Genomic DNA, 20,816 nt, shown 5'->3' with positions numbered 1-20,816 from the left:
TCAGCGAAACCTATGCTCCGGCAGCCGCCAGGACGCCCGATAACGCGAGGTGTTGTCAGGTCCGATCCCCTAACCTCGGTGCGGACAGCCGTCCTTGACGGTTCCGCTTTCCCGGAGGAGAAGATGACGGTGACGGCCCAGGCCGAGACTTCGGGCGGCGTGCTGCCCGACGCGCCGCAGCTCTGGGAGGTCGTACGCGACCTCGTCGGCTCGTGGCTCGGCGCGGGCAGCCTCACGGGCATCGTCCTCACCACCCTCATCACCGCCTGGATGTGGTACGTGAGCGGCCGGGAGGCCTACCGGGCGGCCCGCACCGCCGGCCGGGGGATCGCGGCCGCCGGACGGTACAGCGTCCGGCACGTGGAGAGCCTCCCGGTCGACCGGAGGGTGTTCGCCGCGCTGACGACCGTGACCGTGCTCACCGTCCAGGCCCTGTGGCTCGCCGCCTGCCACTTCTTCGCCTCCGTCCTCGTCGCGAACCTGCGCGACATGTTCGGCGGTGCTCCCGTCGGCGACGCCCGCGAGGTCCTCCGGTGGGGCGGGGCCAACGGCACCTACACCGTCGTCTGCGCCCTGCTCGTGGTCGCCGCGTACGCCCTCGCCGTGCGCAACGGCAACGAGTACACGGGGCTGCTCGGCTTCCTGCCCGCCCTGCTTCCGGGCCTCTGCGCGGTCCTGCTGCTCCTCTTCGCCGTGCTCGCGACCCTCGTCGCCTTCCTCGCCGGCCTGTTCGGCGGCAGCGGCGACTGGGCCGGGCCGGCCTTCTTCTGGGCCGCGGGCATCGGCCTGCTCCTCCACACCGCCCTCGGCTTCGCCGCCCTGGGCGCCGCTGCCGTGGCCGTGGACGGCTGGCGGTCCGACGCCCCGCCCGGCCCCGGGCATGGCTCCGGCCGCTCCGCGGCCGCCGCGCACTGACCGGCAACCGCCGGCGCCGCAACCGGCGTCCGTCGTCACGGGGGTGGTGTCCATGACAGGGGCGGGCGGGGTGCCGGGCGCCGCGGCGTCCAGATCCCGGGCGTCCGGGTCCCGTGCGGGGACGCGGGTGGCGGCCGCCGCAGGGCCGCTGCTCGCCGCGGGCTCCGTATACGGCTGGGCCCACTGGTGCTTCACCGGCGCCTCCGCGCCGTCCGCCGGCACCGCCCTGGCCGGCGGAGGCACCCTGATCGCCCTGCTCTGCGCGGTGTACTGGACGGCCGTCGCAGGCACCCGCGGGTTCTTCGGGGCCGTCGCACTGGCCCTGGGGCTGCTGGCGACCGTGGCCGCCGCCGACCGGGTCGCGGTGCGCAGCGAGGTCGCCCTCTGCGTCGTCCGCGCCGTCGACAGCACCGTCCGGCAGTCCTACGGAGAGGGCGGCCCCGGGCCGAAGACCGTCCACCGCCACACCCTGGACTGCCCCGGCGGATACCCGTCCGAGCTCAAGGACGACCGGCGCGCCGCCCCCGTCGGCGGTGAGGTCCGCGTCGCCTACGATCCGCGGCGGCGCGTGGCACCGGAGGCCGAGGGCCGCACCTCGCCGTGGGGATCCGCCCTGAGCGCCGCGCTGCTCCTCGCCGCCGCCACGGTGATCGCCGCGAGCCGGCGGCCCCGGGAGGACCGGGACGCCTGAGCGTCCGGCCCCGGCGGACGCGGTTTGCCCCGCGGGCGTCGGGGCAGGCGCGGGCTGTGGGGTTCCGCCGCTTTGGAGTGCCGTCATGAACTCGCATCCCGCCCCGCAGGACCCGGACCCGGACGTCCCGGACGTCCCGCCCCGGCCGCCGGGCTCCCCGCCCTCGTCCGACCCGCCCAAGTCCCCCGACCTGCCGCCGCCTTCCGACGCGCCGCCGGAAGAGCCCGGTCCGCCCGCGGGCCCGTCGGAGCCCGCCCCGGAACCACGCCCGCAGGAGCCGCCCGACTGACCCCTCACCCGTATCCCCGGCCCGACCCCGTCGGGCAGGATGCGGGCATGCGAACGAGGGGAGCCAGATGACCAGCCGGAACCTCCCGACCGATCCGACCGATCCGACCGATCCGACCGATTCGACCGAGCAGAACGACCTGAACGACCCGAGCGCCGTCACCGACCGGACGCCGGTCCGGCCCGACTATCCCGTCCGGACCGGGCGGCTCGCCCTGCGCCCCGTACGGGCCGGGGACCTCGACGCGATCCACGCCCACCGCTCCCTCCCCGAGGTCGCGCGGTACCTCCCGCACGAGCCGCACACGCGCGAGGACACGCAGCGGACCCTGGAACGGATGCCGGCCGGCGAGGCGCTCGCGGAGCCCGGCGACTGGCTCGACCTCGCCGTCGAGACCGGGACCGGGCGGGTCGTCGGCGAGGTCCTGCTCAAGCGGGACGGACGGGCCCCGCTGACCGGCGAGGTCGGCTTCGCCTTCCATCCCGACGTGCACGGCACCGGGATCCCCACGGAGGCCGTCACGGCCGCCCTCGGCCTGGCCTTCGACACCTTCGGATGGCACCGCGTCTTCGGCGTGTGCGCGGTGCAGAACACGGCCTCGGCGGCCCTGATGCGCCGCGTCGGCATGCGCCACGAGGCCGTCGCCCGTGACGACGTCCACCGGAAGGGCGCCTGGCAGAGCACCTCGCAGTTCGCGGTCCTCGCCGCCGAATGGCGCCGGGGCAGGCCGCGTTCGGCCGACGAGAAGGCCGTCGACGCACTCACCGCGGCGTTCTACGCGGCGTTCACCCGCGTCGGGGGAGGACCCGTGGCCCTGGACACCGCCCGCGCGGTGCTCGCACCCGATGCGGTGATCGAGCGGGTGGCCGAGGACGGCACCGTCGACCGCATGGACGTGGACGCCTTCCTCGCACCCCGCGAGGCACTGCTCAACGGGCCGGGACTGACCGACTTCACCGAGGCCGAGGTCGCCGCCGTGACCCTGGTGGCGGACGGCCGCGCGACCCGCTCGGGGGAGTACTTCAAGTGGGGCGTGCGGGACGGCGTCCCCTTCTCCGCCTGGGGCCGCAAGACCTTCCGCTTCGGCACCGCGTCCGGCACCTGGCTCATCGAGTCCTTCACGTGGACCGACGAACCCGAGACCGACCCCGCCGACTGACCCGCCGGGTCACCAGAGTCCCCGCACGCCCGTGCGGGGACCCGGGTGACAGCCGGTCGGATCGGGCCGTTACTGCTTGTTCTTGGCGAGGTCTTCCTGGAAGGCCTTCGCGCACGTCGGACCGTTGTCCGTGGCGACGAACTGGACCACCAGCAGTGCCCCGGCCTTGCCCGCGTGGCTCGCCTTGACGGTCCAGCCGCTCTTGTCCAGCGACTTGATGACCGATCCCTGCTGGTCGAAGGTCCGGGACTCCTTCCACCCACCCTTGGCCAGGGCGGCGACCGTGTCGTCGTAGGACTTCTTCGAGTCGGTGGCCTTCTTGGCGTCCGCGACCCACGACACCATGCAGGACTTGAGGTTCGCCGGGACGTCGTCCCCCGGCTTCTCCGCGTAGCCGGCCCCCGTGGCCGCGGTGTCGATCTCCTTCTTCACCGCCGCGGCATCCAGGGACCCGCCCGAGTCCCTGCCCGCCCCCGGGGCGGAAGCCGCGGCAGAGGAACCGGACTTGGGCGCGTCGGCACCCTTGCCCTGGTCCGTACCGCCCTCACTGCCACAGCCCGCGACCAACAGCACCACACCGGCAGCCGCGGCCGCCCACTTCGCCTTGCGCACTACTCTCCCAAGATCCGCACGTCGAACACACGCGGGCCCGACGCCCCCGTGATCAAGGACGGAGTCTGCCACGTCTCACCGACAACAAGCGGAGGACACGCGACCGCGTCGGACAACTCACCGTCGGTAGCGGTCACTTCACCGCACCGGTACGGCCGTCTCACTCCACCACGAGATCGGCGCGGGACCGCCCCGGCGCGATCAGGCGGGCGTTCGCCTCGTCGGAGCGGGCGACCCAGTCGCGCGCGTACGCCTCCGCCTTGCCGTGGCGCACGTGCCGGTCCACCAGCCGCCGCACCCGCAGCCCGTCGTCCGGGGCCAGGAACCACACCTCGTCCAGGAGCGGACGCACCGCCGCCCACGGACCCGCCTCGTACAGCAGGTAGTTCCCCTCGGTGATCACCAGCGGCACGCCCGGCCCGACCGGGATGCTCCCGGCCACCGGCTCCTCCAGCGCACGGTCGAAAGCCGGCGCGTACACCGCCTCCGGGCCGCCGTCCCGCAGCCGGCGCAGCAGGGCCGCGTACCCCGCCGCGTCGAAGGTGTCCGGAGCCCCCTTGCGGTCGGCCCGGCCCAGACGCACCAACTCGGCCTGCGCCAAGTGGAACCCGTCCATCGGAACCACCGCGGCGAGGCCCGGCCCGAGGACCCGGGCGAGGCGTGCGGCCAGCGTGGACTTGCCCGCGCCGGGCGCGCCCGCGATCCCCAGGATCCTGCGCCCGCCCGCCTCGGCCAGCCGCCGGGCCCGCCCTTCCACCTCTGTCATGTCCATCCGCCCATCCTCCCCGAACCGCGCACGGCCCCGGCCCCGGCCCCGCACCGCCCCGGGCGGTGTCCGCGGCCGGCGGAGGCGAAGGGAGCGGTTCAGGCCGGGGCGACGCCCCGCCACTCCCGCCGGTAGCCCTCCCGCAGCGGCCCGCCGACCAGGCCGAGCACCGCCGTCGCCGCCTCCGCCAGACCCGCCGGATCCCCCGACGCGCACAGCCGGCGATGGCCTTCGAGCAGCGCACCGCCGAGCTCCGGATCGGCCGCCAGCAGCCGGCGCGGCAGCCACTTCCCGCCGCCGGCCCAGGCACGGCGGTGGTCCAGGAGCAGCTCGGCGGAGCCGGCGAGGACGACCCCGGCCACCGCCAGCCGCTCGTACGGGTCCTGCGCGTCCCCGAGGTCGTCCAGCGCGTCGGTCAGCCCGTACCGCTTCGCCTCGACCACCTCCGGTCCCAACGGGGCGGGCCCTGCGGCGAGTTCGGCCTCGGCCAGCGCCCGCGCCCACCCGGCCGTGCCGTCGGTGTCGACCAGCACCAGCCCCGTGGCGTACATGCTCTGCAGCACCGCACGCCGCGAGGCGGCATCCGAGGCGAAGAGCTCCGCCAGGCCCGCGCGGGTGTGGAGGAACAGCTCCACGAGCCGGCCCTCGAACCGCAGCGTCTCCCGGCGGGTGCGGCCGCCGTCGCCGAGGAGCACCGCCACGTCCAGGTCGCTGCTCGCGGTCGCCCGCCCCGCCGCCGTGGAACCGGCCAGCACGACGCACAGCGCGCCGGGGATCCGCTCGCGCACGAGGCGCCGTACCAGGTCGATCGGGTCGTCGGTCATGCCGGGAGTATGCCAGCGGCCGTGATCACGAGCGGCCCGGGCCCGGGCTCAGCCCGCGACCGGGTACATCGCCCCCCGCCGGCCCTCCGGGGAGGTCAGCCACTCCAGCTTCTCGGCCGTCTCCGTGGCCGGCAGCGGGGTGTGCAGGACGATCGCCAGGTCCGGGCGGGCCGGTACCCGCAGCTGCGTGGACTCGAAGAACAGCGGCCCCACCACGGGGTGTTCGATCTCCTTGCGCAGCTGGCCGCCCGGCCGGACATCCCGGCGCTCCCACAACGCCGCGAACTCCGGGCTGAGTTCCCTCGCCTCCTCCACCACCGCCAGGAAGCCCTCGTCGTCCGGGCATTCGGAGCACGCCGCCCGGAACTGGGCGACCACACTGCACGCGATCTCCTCCCAGTGCTTCGAACGCGCCCGGTAGATCGGGTCGGTGAAGAAGGCGACCAGGCAGTTCTGCACGATCTCGGGCCGCATGCCGAGCACCAGCGCGGCCGCGTCGTTGTACATCACCGTGTTCCAGTACGCGTCCATGATGTGCGCCGGGAACGGCATCCAGGCTTCGATGAGCCGCTTCAGACCGTGGCACATGTCCCGGTCCGCCGCCTCGACCACAAGGGCGGGCGGGTTCAGCCCCGCCAGCACGTACAGGTGCCTCCGCTCGGCGCTCGACAGCCGCAGCACCCGCCCCACCGAATCCAGGACCTGCGGAGACACCGTGATGTCACGGCCCTGCTCCAGCCACTGGTACCAGGACGCCCCCACCCCGGCCAGCACCGCGACCTCTTCCCTGCGCAGCCCCGGCGTCCGGCGGCGGGCCCCGCCGTCCGGCAGCCCGGCCTGCGCGGGGGTGATCCGGGCCCGCCGGCTCATCAGGAATTCCCGCAGCTCGGTACGGCGGTGCCTGTCGATCGGTGTGGCCACGAACTCCCCCTGTCGGCTGCCTGGTGGTGCCGGCAACAGGATAAGTTCCCACTCTCCACGGGCATTCCCGGGCCGCGAGGGTGGTGCCCATGGCAATCGACACACCCCCCACCGCGACCACCGCCCCTGGCGCACCCGCGGACCACGGCGCCGGCGCCCCGCAGCTCACCGGCCGGGCCAAGCTGGTCCTCTTCGTGCTCTGCGCAGCCCAGTTCATGGTGGCGCTCGACTTCTCCGTGCTGAACGTGGCCCTCCCCGCCCTCGGCCGGGACCTGGGCCTGAGCCAGGCGGCGCTCCAGTGGGCGGTCACCGCCTTCGCCCTGCCCTCCGGCGGCTTCCTCCTCCTCTTCGGCCGCATCGGCGACCTGTACGGCCGCAAGCGGCTCTTCCTCGCCGGTCTCGCCCTCTTCGGTGCCGCCTCGCTGCTCGCCACCCTCGCCTGGGACCCGGCGTCCTTCCTCGCCGGGCGCGCCCTGCAGGGCCTCGGCGCGGCGGCCGTCGTGCCGACCGGCATGTCCCTGCTGACCACGACGTTCCCCGAGGGCCCGCTGCGCGACAAGGCACTCGGCATCTCCGGCACCCTCCTCTCCCTCGGCTTCACCGTCGGCATGCTCCTCGGCGGCGTCATGACCGACACCCTGGGCTGGCGCTCCACCATGGCCCTGCTCGCGGTCACCGCGCTGACCATCCTCGTCCTCGCCCCCGCCCTGCTGCCGGAGTCGCGCACCCCCGAGCGGCCGCGCCTGGACGTCCCCGGCGCCGTCACCGTCACCGGCGGCCTCCTCGCCCTGATCTACGCCCTCTCCACGGCGGCCCAGCGAGGCTTCGGCGGCGCCGACGTCCCGGCCACCCTCGCCGCCGGCCTCGTCCTCCTCACCGCGTTCGCCGTCGTGGAGTCGAGGGCCGCGGCCCCGCTGGTCTCGCTGCCGATGCTCCGGCGGGGCACGGTCGCCTGGGGCAACGCCGGCGGCCTGATCACCTTCTCGATGATGTCCACCGTCATCTTCGTCCTGACCCTCTACCTCCAGGAGACGCTGGGCCTGTCCTCGTTCCGGACCGGACTCGTCTTCGGCGTCCAGGGCATCGCCTCGGCGCTGGCGGGCTCGTACGCGCCCAAGGTCATCGGCCGCTTCGGACCCCGCCGCACCCTGATCGGCTCCCTGGTCGGCCAGGGCCTGTTCACCGCGGCACTCCTCGCCGTCGGCAGCAGCTCCGGAGCCCTGCTCGCGACCGCCGCCGTCTCCATCGCCAGCATGTTCCACCTCGGCGCGATCATCGCCTACGGGCTCACCGTCACCAGCGGCGTCCCGGACGAGGAACAGGGCCTGGCCACCGGCCTCGTCACCACCACCCAGCAGGTCGGGCTCACCATCGGCATCCCGCTCCTCGGCGTCCTCGCCACCACCGGTACCTCCCTCTTCGACGGGGTGCGCACCGTGCTGGCGCTCGACGCGGTGATCGTCCTCGCCGCGGCCGCCCTGACCGCCCTCGGCCTGCGCCGCCGCGACGCCTGAACGGAGCCCCGGGCCGCCCTCGCCCCGGCCCTCGCCCCCGTCCGGCCGCCTGTCCCGGCGGCCGGACGGGGCCTCCGGTCAGACGGCCTCCGGCTCGGCCGTCGGCGCCGGGACCAGTCGGCGCCGCAGGAACGCCACCGTCCGCTCGCGGACGGCCAGGGCGGGATGCCCGGGGGCCTCCCGCACCTCGCGGGTCAGCACCGAGTGGGCGCTCTTGCCGAAGCCGCCCGGGTTGCCGGGCCGGGAGTCGAGCTCGATGTACTCGAAGGCGTCGCCGAGCCGGCGCCGCAGGGTCTCGAAGCGCTGCCCGGGGACCAGCGGGTCCCCGGTGAACCGCATGCCCAGGACGCACAGCCCGTCGTCCCGCATGCGCCGGGTGACGTCACCCAGCTCCTCCTCCGACAGGCCCGGGTCCGCGCGGTGCGCCGCGGTGACCGGGAGCGGCAGCGAGGGCTGGCCCATCACGGCGGCGAGCACCGTGTCGTCCACGGCCACCGCCAGGGCGAACCCGCCCGTGAAGCACAGCCCGATGACCCCGACGCCCGGCCCCGGCGTCCGCGCGTCGAGGCTGCGGGCCAGCGCCCGCAGCCATTCGGTCACGGGCCGCCGGGCGTTGGTGGCGAAGGCGAGGAACTCCCGGGAGACACAGGCGCGTGCGACGGCCGCGAACGACCCGGCGGACACGGACGGCGCGCCCGGGCTGCCGAACAGCGACGGCATGACGACCGTGAACCCGCTGTCGACCAGGTGCTGCGCCAGGCCGAGCACCTCCGGGGTGATCCCGGGCAGTTCCGGCATCAGGACGACGCCGGGCCCCTCGCCCCGCTCGAAGCAGTCGTGGGTGATGCCGCGCCAGGAGAACTGCTCCCGGCGCCATCCGTTCAGCGTGGATACGGGCGCGGCGGCTGCGCTCATCGTGACCTCTCAGGGGAAGGCGTGCGGTGGGGGATGCGTGCCTCCGGCAGTATCCACGCTCCGGCCGTCGCCGTCGCCGTCGCCACTGCAAGCACCGCCACCGGCCCGGGACCCACGGGGAGTTGTGGCACTGTCTCCGCCGGGGGATTCCGGTGCGGGCCACCGCCGGCCGGATCCCGGCCCAGCCCCGGCGGCACGCTCACCGAGTGCACCCCGGCGACGGCCGCCAGGTCCCGCTGCGCCGCGGACAGCCCAGCCGCGCGCGAAACCGGGGCTCCGCCACGGACCCCGCGCCTCAAACGCCGGCGAGGCCGGAATATCCAGCCCGCGTTTGAGCGCACCGGGCGCGAAGCGCCCGTGGGAGTCCCCCGGACGAAGTCCGGGGGAGGGTCCGGGCAGAGGCCGGTTTCGGGAAGGGGCGGGGTGGGGAACCGCTCCGCGGCAGGCGGCAGGCGGCAGGCGGCAGGCGGCAGGCGGCAGGCGGCAGGCGGCAGGCGGCAGGCGGTCGGCGCGGCGGTACGGGGGCGATTCGACGGTGACGGTCACACGAGGGGATGTCTGTTCGGCCTGTCGGGGCGGAGGCCGACCGGGATGACGGCGCGGCGGGCCCGACCGGCGTGAATCCGCCCGTACGGGCGCCCGGCGCACGCGCCCCCGGTTTTGCCGGAGCCCCGGCCCTGGCTGGGGGAACGCGGCCCGCATCCCGAGGCATGCCGTGGGACGGACCGGGTAGGGGCCGGATGGAGCAGGGCTTCGGGGGCCGAATTCCGCAGGAGGTGTGCCATGGCGTCGACAGCGGCCGGAAGCCGGGAGCGAGCGCACGGCGATGGCTCCGGCGACCAGTTTGCGGTCGAGGTCCGGCCGATGGACGGCGCCGTAGTCCTCCTGCTGTCCGGAGAACTCGACCACGACACGGCGGAGCCGCTGCGTGCGGCGCTGGACGCCGCGCTCGCGGCCGGCGGCCCGGTACGGCTGATCGTCGACTGCGGGGGACTGGCCTTCTGCGACTCCACCGGCCTGAACATGCTGCTGCGGGCCAGGCTCGCGGCCGAGGCGGCCGGAGGCAGTGTGGAGCTGGCCTCGCTCGGCCGGCAGGTGGCGCGGATGCTGCGCCTCACCGGCGCGGACGGGGTCTTCGCCATCCACCCGGACCTCTCCGCGGCCCTGCCGTCGGGTGACGACGGCCGCGGCAGCAGCCCCCGTGGCTCTGGTGGCCCCGGCGGGCTCCAGTAGCCCCGGCGGCCGCGCAGAGCCCGCATACCCCGCACTCCCCGCAGGGCCCGCACTCCCCGCAGGGCCCGTACGGCCCGAACCGTGAGCCCGCGGGATGCCCGTCCCGCCGGTCAGGACACGTGCACGACCACCAGGCAGGTGTCGTCGTCCGTGTCCCCGCTGACCGACGCCAGCAGCCGGTCCGCGAGCTCCTCCACGCCGCCCGCGCCCAGCCGCTCCGACGCCTCCCGCAGGGCGGCCAGGCTCTCGTCCAGTCCCGTGTGCCGGCGCTCCACGAGCCCGTCCGTGTACAGCATCAGCGTGTCACCGGCCCGCAGACCGCTGGTGGTCTCCTCGTACGCGGCCCCCGGGAGCGCCCCCAGCAGTACGTTCGGCGGGCCCTCCAGGAAGCGGGCCCGTCCGCCGCGCAGCAGCAGCGGCGGCGGGTGCCCGGCGCCCGCCCAGCACAGCGACCGGTCCGAGGGATCGAACAGGGCGCACACGGCGGTCGCGGTCGGGTGGTCCGGCGTCCCCGAGGCGACCTCGTTGAGCCAGCCCATCAGCGCTCCCGGGGTGCCGCCGGTGAACGCCAGCCCGTGCAGCGCCCCGCGCAGCGTGACCATCGCCGTGGCCGCGCCGATGCCGTGCCCGGCGATGTCCCCGACGGTGACGAGCACCCGCCCGCCGGGCAGCTGGAACACGTCGTACCAGTCGCCGCCGACCCGGTACTCCACGGCGGCGGGCCGGTAGCGGGCCGCGACCTCCAGGCCGGCCGCGGCCTGCAGGGCCGAGGTCTCGGGGACGATGGTCTGCTGGAGCCGGAGCACCACCTGGTTGCGGACGAGGGCGTCGGCCTGGGCTGCGGAGAGCCGGTCGAAGGTGGCGCTGAGCGCGAGCTCGGTGTGGTGCTGGGCGGAGACGTCCTGGTAGACCCCGGTGACGCCGACCAGGGCCGCGCTCGCGAGGACGGGTTCGGCGGAGATCCGGACGTGCCGCACGCCGCCGTCCGGACGGTACACCCGTACCAGCGCCTGGCCGCCGGTGTGCCGGTCGGCGAGCGAGGCCAGGAGCTCGTCCAGGCTGCCCGTGTCGTCCTGGTGCAGCCGGGCGCCGAGGTCCCGCAGCGGCACGGGCGGCTCGTCCGGACCGAGTCCGAAGATCGGGTACGCCGACGGGCTCCACCGGGATCCGCCCGCCGCGTCGTCCTCGAAGGCGGCCAGCCGCTCCAGCCGCTCCAGGGCACGCGCGATCGGCGGGCCGAGCCGGACCCCCGCACGCCACAGCACGACCGCGCGCCCGCCGCCCAGTGGCAGTACCCGGACCTCGGCCATGGCCGGCCCGGCCGGCGCCGACAGGTCGGAGACGCCTTCCGGGGGCGCGGGCAGGGCGGCTGCGTACTGGGGGGAGCCGGCCGCGCCGGCCTGGGCGACCAGGCCCACCAGCTCCTCGTGGAGGCCGGGATACAGCTGGGCGACGGGCCGCCCGGCCGCGCCGGGCGGGAGCTCCCGCTCGCGCAGGGCGGCCGGGTTGAGGTGGTCGACGGTGTGCGGGGCCCTGACGCCGGCGGGGGAGCGGCCGTCGGCGGCGGCGAGCCGGACCACGATCGCGGGCTGGTCGAGCTGCGCCAGTACGGCCGCCAGCTGCGCCGGCGTGACGTCCGCGGCGTCACCGACCTGGTCCAGGACCAGCCCGGACGGCCCGCACAGGGCCTCCACGGACGCCCGTACCCGCGCGTCGAGGACGGCCGGGGCCGGCCAGACGGCCAGTGCCAGCCCCACCACCCGGCCCCCGTGCTCCAGCGGCAGCACCGCCCGCGCCGCGTCGGCCCGCGGGCCGGGGAGCCGCCCCGCCCCGCCCGGCCCCTCGGGGAACCACAGGGCACGGCCGCCCGCCAGCGCCCGGTGCAGCGGGCCGTCGGTCTCCGGGGGGACCCAGCGCCAGTGCGAGGCCTCCTGGGGGTCGGCCCCGGCCCGGCCGGAGAGCTCCAGGCAGTCGGTCGGGGTGCGCCGCCACAGGTAGAGCGCCTCCACGCCCAGGCGGTGCAGGCCGTCCTCCATCAGGCCCGTTGCGGCCTCGGAGGCGGTGTCGGAAGTGAGCGCCGAGGCGATGCCGCGCCGGATCCGCCGGGCCTGCACGGCCGGAGGGGTGCCGGGCTCCGCGATCCCGGCTGCGGCCGCCTGCGCGGCACCGGCGGCCACTGCCTCCGAGGAGGAGCCGGCCGGCGGCGTTCCGGAGACCGCGTTGACGATGTCCGCCGCCAGGTCGACGGCGGACAGCCGGGAGGAGGCGGCCAGGCGCAGCAGGTGGTCGCCCGCCTCGGCCGGGGCCAGGCCGAGCTGTGCGGCCAGCACCCCCGAGGCCAGGTCGAGCAGGCGCCGCCGGGCCCGGTCGGCGCGCAGGGCGGCGAGTTCGGCCGTGAGCTCCGCGACGGCCGAGGCCAGGTCGCTCTCGGGTACGCCCATCCCCGCCCCCGATCAGGACCCGGCCGTGCCCAGCCAGGTGCGCACGGTGGTGAGCAGCAGGTCCGGGTCCACCGGCTTGGTCAGGTAGTCGGAGGCGCCGGCGGCCATGGCCTCCGACCGGTCGTCGGGCATGGCCTTGGCCGTGACCACGACGACGGGTACGTGCGCGTGCCCGGCCATGCCGCGGATGGCGCGGGTGGCCGCGTACCCGTCGAGGCCGGCCATCATCAGGTCCATGATCACGAGGTCCACTTCGGGGTGGTCGGCGAGCAGCCGGATGCCGTCCGTGCCGTTGTCGGCGGTGAGCACCTGAAGTCCGGCGGACTTCAGGGTCTCGGTGAGGGCGTAGACGTTGCGGTTGTCGTCGTCGACGACGAGGACGGTCCGGTCCCTCAGGTCCTCCGGCCCGTACCCGCCGTCGGCCGGGGCCGTGCGGGCGTCCGCGTCGCTCCTGTCGGCCTCGCCCCTCGGCTTCTCCGCCCGGCCTGCGCGTTCCGGCAGGTAGAGCGTGAAGCAGCTGCCCTCGCCGACCCGGCTCTCGACGGTGATGGTCCCGCCGAGGAGGCGGGCCACCTCGCGGCTGATGGACAGCCCGAGCCCGGTGCCGCCGTACGCGCGGGCGGTGCCGCTGTGGCCCTGCTGGAACGCCCCGAAGACGGACTCCAGCCGGTCGGCGGGGATGCCGATGCCGGTGTCGGTGACGCGGAACGCCAGCACGGTGCCGGCGCCGCCGAGTTCGGCGGGGGTCTCCGCCGCGGCGGCCGGCTCGACGCGGAGCGAGACGCTGCCCTCCTCGGTGAACTTCAGGGCGTTCGCGAGCAGGTTGCGCAGCACCTGGCGCAGCCGGCTCTCGTCGGTGACCAGCCCCGCCCCGGCCCGGGGCGCCGCGCTGACGCCGAACTCCAGGTCCCGCTCGTCGGCGACGGGCCGGAAGGTGGCGTCGGCGTAGTCCAGGACGCGCTGGATCGAGACGGGCTCGCGGTGCACGTCCATCCGGCCAGCCTCGACCTTCGACAGGTCCAGGATGTCGTTGATGAGCTGCAGCAGGTCCGAGCCGGCGGAGTGGATGACGGTCGCGTAGTCCACCTGCTTGTCGGTCAGGTTGCCCTCGCCGTTCTGGGCGAGCAGCTGGGCCAGGATGAGCAGGCTGTTGAGCGGGGTGCGCAGTTCGTGGCTCATGTTGGCCAGGAACTCCGACTTGTACAGGGAGGCCTGGGCCAGCTGCCGGGCCCGCTCCTCCAGCTCCTGGCGGGCCTGCTCGATCTGCAGGTTCTTCCGCTCGATGTCCCGGTTCCGGTCGGCCAGCAGGGCCGCCTTCTCCTTCAGCTCCGCGTTGCTGTCCTGCAGTTCGCGCTGACGGGCCTGCAACTCCTGTGAGCGGGCGCTGAGTTCGGCGGTCAGCTGCTGCGACCGCCCCAGCAGCTCGTCGGTGCGGGCGTTGGCGACGAGGGCGCCGACGATGGCCCCGAGCAGCTCCGTGAACTGCTCCAGGAAGTCGCGGTGCAGCGGCGCGAACGGCCGGACGGCGGCCAGTTCCAGCGCGCCGAGGACCTGCCCCTCCACCACGATGGGCAGCACGATCAGCGTGGACGGGTCTGCGGCCCCGGTGCCGCTGGCGATCCGCGCGTACCCGGCGGGCAGGTCCTCCACGACGAGGGTGCGGCCGTCGGCGGCGGCCTGGCCCACCAGGGACTGGCCGACCCGCACCCGCCGCACCCCGTCCGCCGGGTCGTCCGGCAGCCCGTACGAGGCGATGGCGACGAGCTCGGGCCCGTCGGCCCCGTCCTGCGTGAGGAAGAAGCAGCCGTACTGGGCGCGCACCAGCGGCGGCACCTCGCGCATGACCAGCTCGGCCACCGTGGGCAGGCTGCGCCGCCCCTGGATGCCGCCGGAGACCCGGGCGAGGTTGGTCTTCAGCCAGTCCTTCTCCTCGTTGGCCCGGGTGGTGGCGCGCAGGGACTCGACCATCGCGTTGATGTTGTCCTTCAGCTCCCCGACCTCGCCGGGGGCGTCGACGGCGACCGTCCGGGTCAGGTCCCCGCGGGCCACGGCGCTGGTGACCTCGGCGATCGCGCGGACCTGGCGGGTCAGGTTGCCCGCGAGCTCGTTGACGTTCTCGGTGAGCCGCCGCCAGGTGCCGGAGACGTCCGCGACCTCGGCCTGCCCGCCGAGCCGTCCCTCGCTGCCCACCTCCCGGGCCACGCGGGTGACCTCGGCGGCGAACGAGCCGAGCTGGTCGACCATCGTGTTGATGGTCGTCTTCAGCGCGAGGATCTCCCCGCGGGCGTCCACGTCGATCTTGCGGGTGAGGTCGCCGCGGGCGACGGCCGTGGTGACCTGCGCGATGTTGCGGACCTGGTTGGTCAGGTTGTCCGCCATCGAGTTCACGTTGTCGGTGAGGTCCTTCCAGGTGCCGGAGACGCCGTGCACGGTGGCCTGGCCGCCCAGCTTGCCGTCCGTGCCCACCTCGCGCGCGACCCGCGTGACCTCCTCGGCGAACGCCGACAGCCGTTCGACCATGGTGTTGATGGTCTCCATCAGCTCCAGGATCTCCCCGCGGGCGTCGACCGGGATCTTCTGCGTCAGGTCGCCGCGGGCGACGGCCGTGGCCACCTGGGAGATGTTGCGGACCTGCGAGGTCAGGTTGTCGGCCATGCTGTTCACACCGGCCGTCAGCTCCCGCCACACACCGCCGACGGGCGGCACCCGGGCCTGGCCGCCGAGCAGCCCCTGGCGGCCGACCTCCTCCGCCACCCGGGTGACCTCGGTGGTCACGAGGGAGAGCTGCGCCACCATCCCGTTGTAGACGACCGCGATCTTGCCGGGCAGGCCGCCCACGTCCTCGGGCAGGCGCGTGTCGAGGTTGCCGTCGCGCACGGCGGTCAGCCCCGCCAGCAGTTGTTCGAGCGTCCGGTCGGTCTCGTCCATGTGCACACCCATGCCGTGCCGTCGATTCCACTGTTGCACGCACCGCGGCAACCGGTCTCCTCCGGTCTCCACGGTCTCCACCTGCCTCCTGCCCTGCTCCGGCCGGTGGACGGCGGCTCAGGCGCCGGGCCGGGAGGCCGGGCCGGCGGAGGCGTCCGCCGGGGCGGGGGCGAGGCGGAGGACGAAGCCGCTGTGCGGGCGGGTGGGGATCCGGGACAGCGGGATGGTCAGGTCCTGGTCGGGGACGTCGTGGTCCAGGTGGGCCAGCTCGCCGGTGAACGCCGCCAGGACGCTGACGGTGATGTCCTCGCCCGGGCAGCGGTGCCCCTGGGCGGGATCCCCGCCGCCCTGGGCGATCAGGCGGTCCATGGCGTCGGGGTGGGCGGTGAAGCGGGCGGGCGTGAAGTGGTACGGGTTGTCCCACAGCGCCGGGTCGTGGTGGTGGCCGTACACGTCGAGCAGGACCATGGTGCCCTGCCGGATGCGGATGCCCTGCCAGGTCAGGTCCCGGGCCGCGACCCCGCCGACGAACGGGACGAAGGGGTAGAAGCGCCGCACCTCGTGGGCGAAGGCCGTGCTCAGGTCCCGCAGCTGCCGGCCGGACGCCGTGCGGAGCTCCTCGGCGAGGTCCGTATGGCGGTGCAGGGCGTGCGCGGCGAACGTGATGAACCAGGTGATCGCGATCGTCGGCCGGATGATGTTGAGGAGCTCGACCGCGCAGGTCCGCTCGTCCGGCGGGAGCCCGTCGACATCGCGGTGGCCGGCGACGGCCTCCAGTGCGGACCCGGCCCGGACCTGCTGCCGGCCCTCCCGCACCGCCGTGATCAGGGCGGCGAGGGCCGCCTCCTGGCGGGTACGCGAATGCCGGGCGCGCAGGTGCCGCAGCCCGGGGCCGGCGAACCCGTCGACCATGGCCACGCAGTCGTGGGCGATGAGCCGGGCCTGTTCGGCGGTCGGCGCCATACCCACCCACTCGCACACGGCCCGGGCGAGCGCCTCGGCGGCCGTGTCGAAGAGCACCACGGCCCCGCCCCGGTCGCCCTCGACGGTCTCCCGCCAGTGCCGGACCGCGGCCTCCGTGAGCGCGGCGACCCCGTCGGGGTCCTTGAGCAGGGACAGGAACAGGGCCTTGCGGACCCGGTGGGCCGCCCCGTCGAGGGTGTGCACGGAGCCCCTGCCGAACAGGGTGTCCAGGACGGGCTCCGGCACCGCCCCGGACCGGCGGACGTTCTGCTCGTCGTAGAAGAACGGCACCGCCTGCGGGCCGTGCAGGGCGATGGCCGGGTGGCCCAGCAGGTGGGTCCGCACCGGGGCTCCCGCCGTCTCGCGGAGCCGGTTGGGCAACCAGGCGTATCCGTGGAGCAGCAAGGGGAGGGTGCTGTCACCCCGCCCGTGCACGGGGACTCTCATGAGGCTCATGATGCCCGCCCGCCCGCGAGACGGCAGCGCGTACGGCCGCCGGCCCGGCCCCGGCAGGCACCCCCGGCACCGGCGCAGCCCTGCGGCGCCGCCGGACGGCAGCCCGCCCGGCTCCGTCGCCCGGCCCGGGGCCGTACGGGCGAACGGGCCGGAGCCGGGCCGGGCCGGCAGGTCCCACGGGCCGCCATACCCGGCCCGGACGCCCGCCCCCGTCAGGCCCGCGCGCGACGCCCCGGCACGGCAGCCCGAGGCAGGGTCACGCCGACCTGCACCGCGCCCGCGCCGTCGAGGGCCCGGCGCAGCGTGCCCGGCTCGGCGCCGGAGGCGGAGGTGACCGGTACGACCCCACGACCGGTCACGGCCCCTCACCCCGGACGGCCGCCGAACATGCCTGCGCCCGCACCGGCCAGCGGCGGGGTGTCGAGGCCGGAACCGCTCTGCAGGCCCTCCAGGAAGGCGCCCATCGCCTCCGTGGCCGTCCGGGCGGGTGTCCAGTCGAGCTCCTGCCGGGCCCGGTCGGCGTACAGCAGCGGTAGCCGCAGCACGGCGTCCAAGAGCCCCGGCGCGGCCGGCACCAGGTGCATCCGCCAGGCCGCGGCCAGGGCGGCACGGGCCGAGCCCGCGGGCAGCGGCAGCGTCCGCGCGTGCAGCAGCCGGGCCAGCGACGCGGTGTCCAGGACCGGCTCCGCGGCCAGGTTGAACGGCCCGCGCACCGGACGCAGCACCGCCGCCCGGTAGGCCTCCGCGGCGTCGTCGGTGTGCAGGGCCTGGAACCGCAGGCCCCCGACGGCCGGCAGCACCGGCACCAGGCCCGGCCGGATCAGCTTCCACGGCAGCAGCGGCCCTGCGAAGATCCGCCGCTGCTCCGACGCCGACGTCTCCTTGAACAGGAACGCAGGCCGCATCCGCACCACCCGCATCCCCTGGTGGGCGGCCTCGAACCCGTCGAGGTACCGCTCCAGGTACGCCTTCTCCCGCGTGTACGCGGCCCCCGGCCAGCCGTGCGTCGGCCAGGTCTCGTCGACGCGGCTGCCGTCCGCCGGGCCGGGGGAGTACGCGCCCACGGACGAGGCGTGCACGAGCACGTCGACCCGGGCCCGGGCGCAGGCCTCGAAGACGCGGATGCTGCCCAGCACGTTCGTCCGCCAGGTCTGCGCCGGGTCGTGCGTCGGCTGGAACCGCCACGCCAGGTGCACGACCGCGACGCCGTCCGCGTCCGCGCCGTCCCGTGCGAACAGCCCGACGAGATCCGTCCCGCCGGGATCCACGTTCCCGGCGACCCACCGGACGCCGGGCACCTCGTACCGGCGGGGGGCCCGGCGGGCGAGGCCGATCACCTCGGTCACCGCCGGATCGGCGGCCAGGGCCCGTACGACACTGGTGCCCGCGTTGCCGGTGGCACCCGTCACCACGACTTTCACGGCCCTCACGCCGCCTTCGCGCCCGGTGCGGACCCCGCCGGGACAGGGGTCCGCGTACGCCGTACGGAAGGAGCGAAGACCCGGTCGGACGCAGTCGTCCGCAGGCTCTCCAGCAGCCCTGACTGCCGCTGGGCGCGCTCCAGCAGCCGGTCGATGCTGCCGCGGTCCAGGCGTACGTCGGTGGAGGCGATCGCCTGCAGGGACCGCCAGGCGGCCGCCTTGCCCTCCACACCGATCCGCATGGCCTCCAGCTCCATGACGTCGCTGAGCGGGGACCGGGACACGAGGCGGCCGTTCGGCTTGAGGCGGCCCGCCCGCTCGCCGATCCGGCCGAGCACGGCGCGGCCGTGCATCGCGGGGATGTCCAAGGCGGTCATGACCTCGCGCAGGCTGTCCCGGTCCTCGGCGATCTGCCCGGCCAGCCGCTCCAGTGGCGGCCCCATCGGGGTGCCGCGGTGCTGCCGGGCCATCCGCCGGATCAGCGAGACGCCGGCGTTGGCTCCGGTGAGGTGGTCGTTGAGGTAGACGGCGAGCAGCCGGCCCTCGTGGAGGTCGGTGCGTTCCTTCATGGCGGGTCCCCTCTTCGCGCGGTGTCCGCGCGGCCGCAGGGGCGGCCGCCGGACCGTCCGCCCGGGCGCCTGCCCCCGCCGGGCTCCCGAAAACACCGCCGGCGGTCCGATGGCAGGGGTCGCGTTCAGTGCTGCGGGTGCCACTCCGTGAGGAGGATGGTCGCGTCGTCGCGCAGCTCGTGCGCCTGGTGGTCGAGGAGGCTCAGCACGAGCCGCCGCAGCGCCTCGGGAGCGGCCTCGCCCGCCGCCATGGACCGTACGACGATGTCCGTGAGCCGCTGCTCCCCGAACGTCTCGCCGTCGGGGGAGCGGGCCTCGGTGACGCCGTCCGTGTGCACGAGCACCCGGTCCCCGGGCTGCAGCCGCACCGTATGGCCCGCCGGCTCGCGCCCCTCCCCGTACGCGCCGAGGCCGAGCGGGAGCTGCGCCGTGCGCTCCAGGGCGTGGGGCACGACCCGGCCGTCGCGGATCAGCAGGGGCGGCGGGTGGCCGCAGTTCACCCAGGCCAGGCGGCCCGTCATGGTGTCGAGACGGGCCAGGACGCCGGTCAGCAGACGGTCCGGGATCCACCGCGTCAGCGCCTCCTCGATGCGCTGGGCCACCCGGGTCAGGGCGGCGACGCCGGAGCCGCCCGAGACCTCGGTGTCGTCACGCCGGGCCGCCCGGCACGCCGCCAGCGCGATGGCGCTCGCCCCGCCGGAGGCAAGGTCGTGCCCCATCGCGTCCAGCACGGCCAGCTGCAGGACGTCGCCGTCGAAGCTGTGGTCGAAGGCGTCCCCGCCGACGTCGTAGGCCGGTTCGAGGACCGCACTGGAGGTGACCCGCCGGCTGCCGATGGTCCGCGGCGGCAGGATGGCCCACACGAGTTCGGCCTGGTGGCTCATCGGACGGCTGCGGACGGCCGTGATCAGCCCGTCGTCGTGCGTGCTCTTGGAGACCAGCAGGAGCGTCGCGAGCGTGGCGAGGGCATCCGCCCGCTCCTCGGTCTCGGCCCCGGCCCCGGTCTCGGACCCCGCCCCGGCCCTGGCCTCGGCCTCGGCCCCGGCTCCGGTTCCGGCTCTGCCCTCGTCCGGGGCCGCGTACAGCACGCCGAGCCGCTCGATCCCGTCGGCCATGGGAACCCAGCAGCCGCGGCCGCCGCCCGACTCGCGCTGCACCCGCTGGGTCCGGTAGGCGAGGCCGGCGAGGGAGCCGTCGATGTCCAGGGCCGCCCCGCCGGTCAGGGGCACCAGACGGCGCTGCTGGACGTCGGCGAGCAGGATCCGGACCCCGGACAGGCCCAGCTCCCGGCCCGTGCCGACGACCAGACCGGCCACCTCGCCGGGGCCGATGTGATGGCTCCGGCGCAGCGCCCGCGCCAGCGCCCCGTGCACATCGGCCTGCCCACCGTCCATCCCTCGACGGTATCCCGGGCGCACCGGCGTGTCCCGGCCGGCGGAGCCGGCGCGGCCCTCCGGGGTTTGGACCGGGCCGGAGGGGTCAGACGCCGTGCATGGTGCGCATCGGCCACACGATGACCGCCATCTCCGACCACTGCTTCCCGTGGCTCGGCGAGCAGGGGTCCCGACGCGTGGAGCATGCCCGACCGCACTTCCGCGTCGACGACGCCCGGCTGTGGGACCTGCCGGACCTGCCGGACCTGAGGGAGCTGCGAAGGAGCCGCAACACGCGATCAAGGACAAGGAGTTGATGGCCGTGACGCAGAGCATGTGGGCCTATCGAGTGACCGTTGCCCGGCTCCCGGGCATGGACCTGACCGGCTTCAAGGTGGAGGCCACGGACGGCAGCATCGGAAAGGTCGACAAACACTCCGACGAGGTCGGAGCCGCGTACCTCGTCGTCGACACCGGCCCGTGGATCTTCGGCAAGGAAGTCCTCATCCCGGCCGGCACCGTCAGCGGGATCGACGTCGACGACAAGAAGATCTACGTGGACCGCACCAAGGAACAGATCAAGAACGCACCCGAGTTCGACAAGGACAAGCACCTCGGCGACTCGGGCTACCACGAGAGCCTGGGCAGCTACTACGGCCCGTCCGAGCACTGAGCCCCCGTCACCCGCGCCACGCCGCGGCCCCCCGCGCCCTCCGGGCCGGGGGGCCGCGGTGCCGCGACCGGGGGACGGCCGCGACGGCAGGGACGGCAGGGACGGGGTGTTTGAACACGGAGGCAAGGGGCAGGCGCGGGCCAGCTTCAACGG

General features: G+C 75.2%; 20 protein-coding genes. 8 read left to right on the top strand and 12 right to left on the bottom strand.

What is annotated here, in order from left to right; genetic code table 11:
* The first annotated feature begins 123 nt into the window (after positions 1-123).
* The 4 genes from ACIQUT_RS16050 to ACIQUT_RS16035 all read left to right on the top strand — a co-directional run bounded on the left by ACIQUT_RS16050 (position 124) and on the right by ACIQUT_RS16035 (position 3,054).
* Positions 124-915 carry a hypothetical protein gene (locus tag ACIQUT_RS16050; protein WP_403563520.1) on the top strand — a complete coding sequence of 264 codons (792 nt, stop codon included), beginning with the start codon at positions 124-126 and terminating at the stop codon, positions 913-915.
* 127 nt (positions 916-1,042) lie between these two features.
* Positions 1,043-1,606 (top strand): hypothetical protein, encoded by a 564-nt coding sequence (locus tag ACIQUT_RS16045; RefSeq protein WP_403563519.1) that lies wholly within the window; start codon positions 1,043-1,045, stop codon positions 1,604-1,606.
* Positions 1,607-1,691: 85 nt separating this feature from the next.
* Complete coding sequence (locus ACIQUT_RS16040) at positions 1,692-1,895, top strand: hypothetical protein (RefSeq protein WP_403563518.1); 204 nt, start codon at positions 1,692-1,694, stop codon at positions 1,893-1,895.
* A 67-nt stretch (positions 1,896-1,962) separates the two neighbouring features.
* A complete protein-coding gene (locus tag ACIQUT_RS16035; protein ID WP_403563517.1) occupies positions 1,963-3,054 on the top strand; it encodes a GNAT family N-acetyltransferase in 1,092 nt (363 codons plus the stop codon).
* 69 nt (positions 3,055-3,123) lie between these two features.
* On the opposite strand, the gene ACIQUT_RS16030 is transcribed toward ACIQUT_RS16035, so the two are convergent.
* The 4 genes from ACIQUT_RS16030 to ACIQUT_RS16015 all read right to left on the bottom strand — a co-directional run bounded on the left by ACIQUT_RS16030 (position 3,124) and on the right by ACIQUT_RS16015 (position 6,126).
* On the bottom strand, positions 3,124-3,666 hold the full coding sequence (locus ACIQUT_RS16030) for a hypothetical protein (RefSeq protein ID WP_403563516.1): 543 nt from the start codon (positions 3,664-3,666) through the stop codon (positions 3,124-3,126).
* 160 nt (positions 3,667-3,826) lie between these two features.
* Entirely contained in the window at positions 3,827-4,438 is a 612-nt protein-coding gene (locus ACIQUT_RS16025) for a nucleoside/nucleotide kinase family protein (RefSeq protein WP_403563515.1), read from the bottom strand.
* A 92-nt stretch (positions 4,439-4,530) separates the two neighbouring features.
* Positions 4,531-5,256 carry a nucleotidyltransferase domain-containing protein gene (locus tag ACIQUT_RS16020; protein ID WP_403563514.1) on the bottom strand — a complete coding sequence of 242 codons (726 nt, stop codon included), beginning with the start codon at positions 5,254-5,256 and terminating at the stop codon, positions 4,531-4,533.
* 48 nt (positions 5,257-5,304) lie between these two features.
* Positions 5,305-6,126 carry a helix-turn-helix transcriptional regulator gene (locus tag ACIQUT_RS16015; protein ID WP_403563674.1) on the bottom strand — a complete coding sequence of 274 codons (822 nt, stop codon included), beginning with the start codon at positions 6,124-6,126 and terminating at the stop codon, positions 5,305-5,307.
* Positions 6,127-6,266: 140 nt separating this feature from the next.
* Here ACIQUT_RS16015 and ACIQUT_RS16010 point away from each other — a divergent pair, with 140 nt between their 5' ends.
* Positions 6,267-7,691, top strand: coding sequence for an MFS transporter (locus tag ACIQUT_RS16010; protein ID WP_403563513.1), 1,425 nt, complete (start codon positions 6,267-6,269; stop codon positions 7,689-7,691).
* Between the two features lie 78 nt (positions 7,692-7,769).
* On the opposite strand, the gene ACIQUT_RS16005 is transcribed toward ACIQUT_RS16010, so the two are convergent.
* Positions 7,770-8,606 (bottom strand): dienelactone hydrolase family protein, encoded by an 837-nt coding sequence (locus tag ACIQUT_RS16005; protein WP_403563512.1) that lies wholly within the window; start codon positions 8,604-8,606, stop codon positions 7,770-7,772.
* A 783-nt stretch (positions 8,607-9,389) separates the two neighbouring features.
* Here ACIQUT_RS16005 and ACIQUT_RS16000 point away from each other — a divergent pair.
* A complete protein-coding gene (locus ACIQUT_RS16000) occupies positions 9,390-9,839 on the top strand; it encodes an STAS domain-containing protein (protein ID WP_403563511.1) in 450 nt (149 codons plus the stop codon).
* Between the two features lie 110 nt (positions 9,840-9,949).
* Here ACIQUT_RS16000 and ACIQUT_RS15995 read toward each other — a convergent pair whose 3' ends face one another.
* The 7 genes from ACIQUT_RS15995 to ACIQUT_RS15965 all read right to left on the bottom strand — a co-directional run bounded on the left by ACIQUT_RS15995 (position 9,950) and on the right by ACIQUT_RS15965 (position 20,011).
* Positions 9,950-12,280, bottom strand: coding sequence for a SpoIIE family protein phosphatase (locus ACIQUT_RS15995; protein ID WP_403563510.1), 2,331 nt, complete (start codon positions 12,278-12,280; stop codon positions 9,950-9,952).
* A gap of 12 nt (positions 12,281-12,292) precedes the next feature.
* A complete protein-coding gene (locus ACIQUT_RS15990) occupies positions 12,293-15,214 on the bottom strand; it encodes a HAMP domain-containing protein (RefSeq protein WP_403563673.1) in 2,922 nt (973 codons plus the stop codon).
* Between the two features lie 111 nt (positions 15,215-15,325).
* Positions 15,326-16,618: a cytochrome P450 gene (locus ACIQUT_RS15985; RefSeq protein ID WP_403563509.1), complete on the bottom strand. Its 1,293-nt coding sequence runs from the start codon at positions 16,616-16,618 to the stop codon at positions 15,326-15,328.
* A 221-nt stretch (positions 16,619-16,839) separates the two neighbouring features.
* Entirely contained in the window at positions 16,840-16,986 is a 147-nt protein-coding gene (locus ACIQUT_RS15980; RefSeq protein WP_403563508.1) for a hypothetical protein, read from the bottom strand.
* Positions 16,987-16,992: 6 nt separating this feature from the next.
* Positions 16,993-18,057 carry an NAD-dependent epimerase/dehydratase family protein gene (locus ACIQUT_RS15975; RefSeq protein ID WP_403563507.1) on the bottom strand — a complete coding sequence of 355 codons (1,065 nt, stop codon included), beginning with the start codon at positions 18,055-18,057 and terminating at the stop codon, positions 16,993-16,995.
* On the bottom strand, positions 18,054-18,617 hold the full coding sequence (locus ACIQUT_RS15970; protein WP_403563506.1) for a hypothetical protein: 564 nt from the start codon (positions 18,615-18,617) through the stop codon (positions 18,054-18,056). The genes ACIQUT_RS15975 and ACIQUT_RS15970 overlap by 4 nt, the downstream gene beginning before the upstream one ends.
* Before the next feature lie 125 nt (positions 18,618-18,742).
* Positions 18,743-20,011 (bottom strand): PP2C family protein-serine/threonine phosphatase, encoded by a 1,269-nt coding sequence (locus ACIQUT_RS15965; protein WP_403563505.1) that lies wholly within the window; start codon positions 20,009-20,011, stop codon positions 18,743-18,745.
* Positions 20,012-20,109: 98 nt separating this feature from the next.
* Between ACIQUT_RS15965 and ACIQUT_RS15960 the strand changes: the two genes are divergently transcribed.
* Positions 20,110-20,307, top strand: a complete 198-nt coding sequence (locus tag ACIQUT_RS15960; RefSeq protein WP_403563504.1) for a hypothetical protein — start codon at positions 20,110-20,112, stop codon at positions 20,305-20,307.
* 5 nt (positions 20,308-20,312) lie between these two features.
* Complete coding sequence (locus ACIQUT_RS15955; protein ID WP_403563503.1) at positions 20,313-20,663, top strand: PRC-barrel domain-containing protein; 351 nt, start codon at positions 20,313-20,315, stop codon at positions 20,661-20,663.
* Positions 20,664-20,816 lie beyond the last annotated feature (153 nt).

Origin of the sequence: Streptomyces sp. NPDC090445, from assembly GCF_044769385.1 — a bacterium.
Lineage (GTDB): Bacteria > Actinomycetota > Actinomycetes > Streptomycetales > Streptomycetaceae > Streptomyces.
Note: the sequence above shows the minus strand (reverse complement) of the source record. Positions and strands in the feature narration are given on the sequence as shown.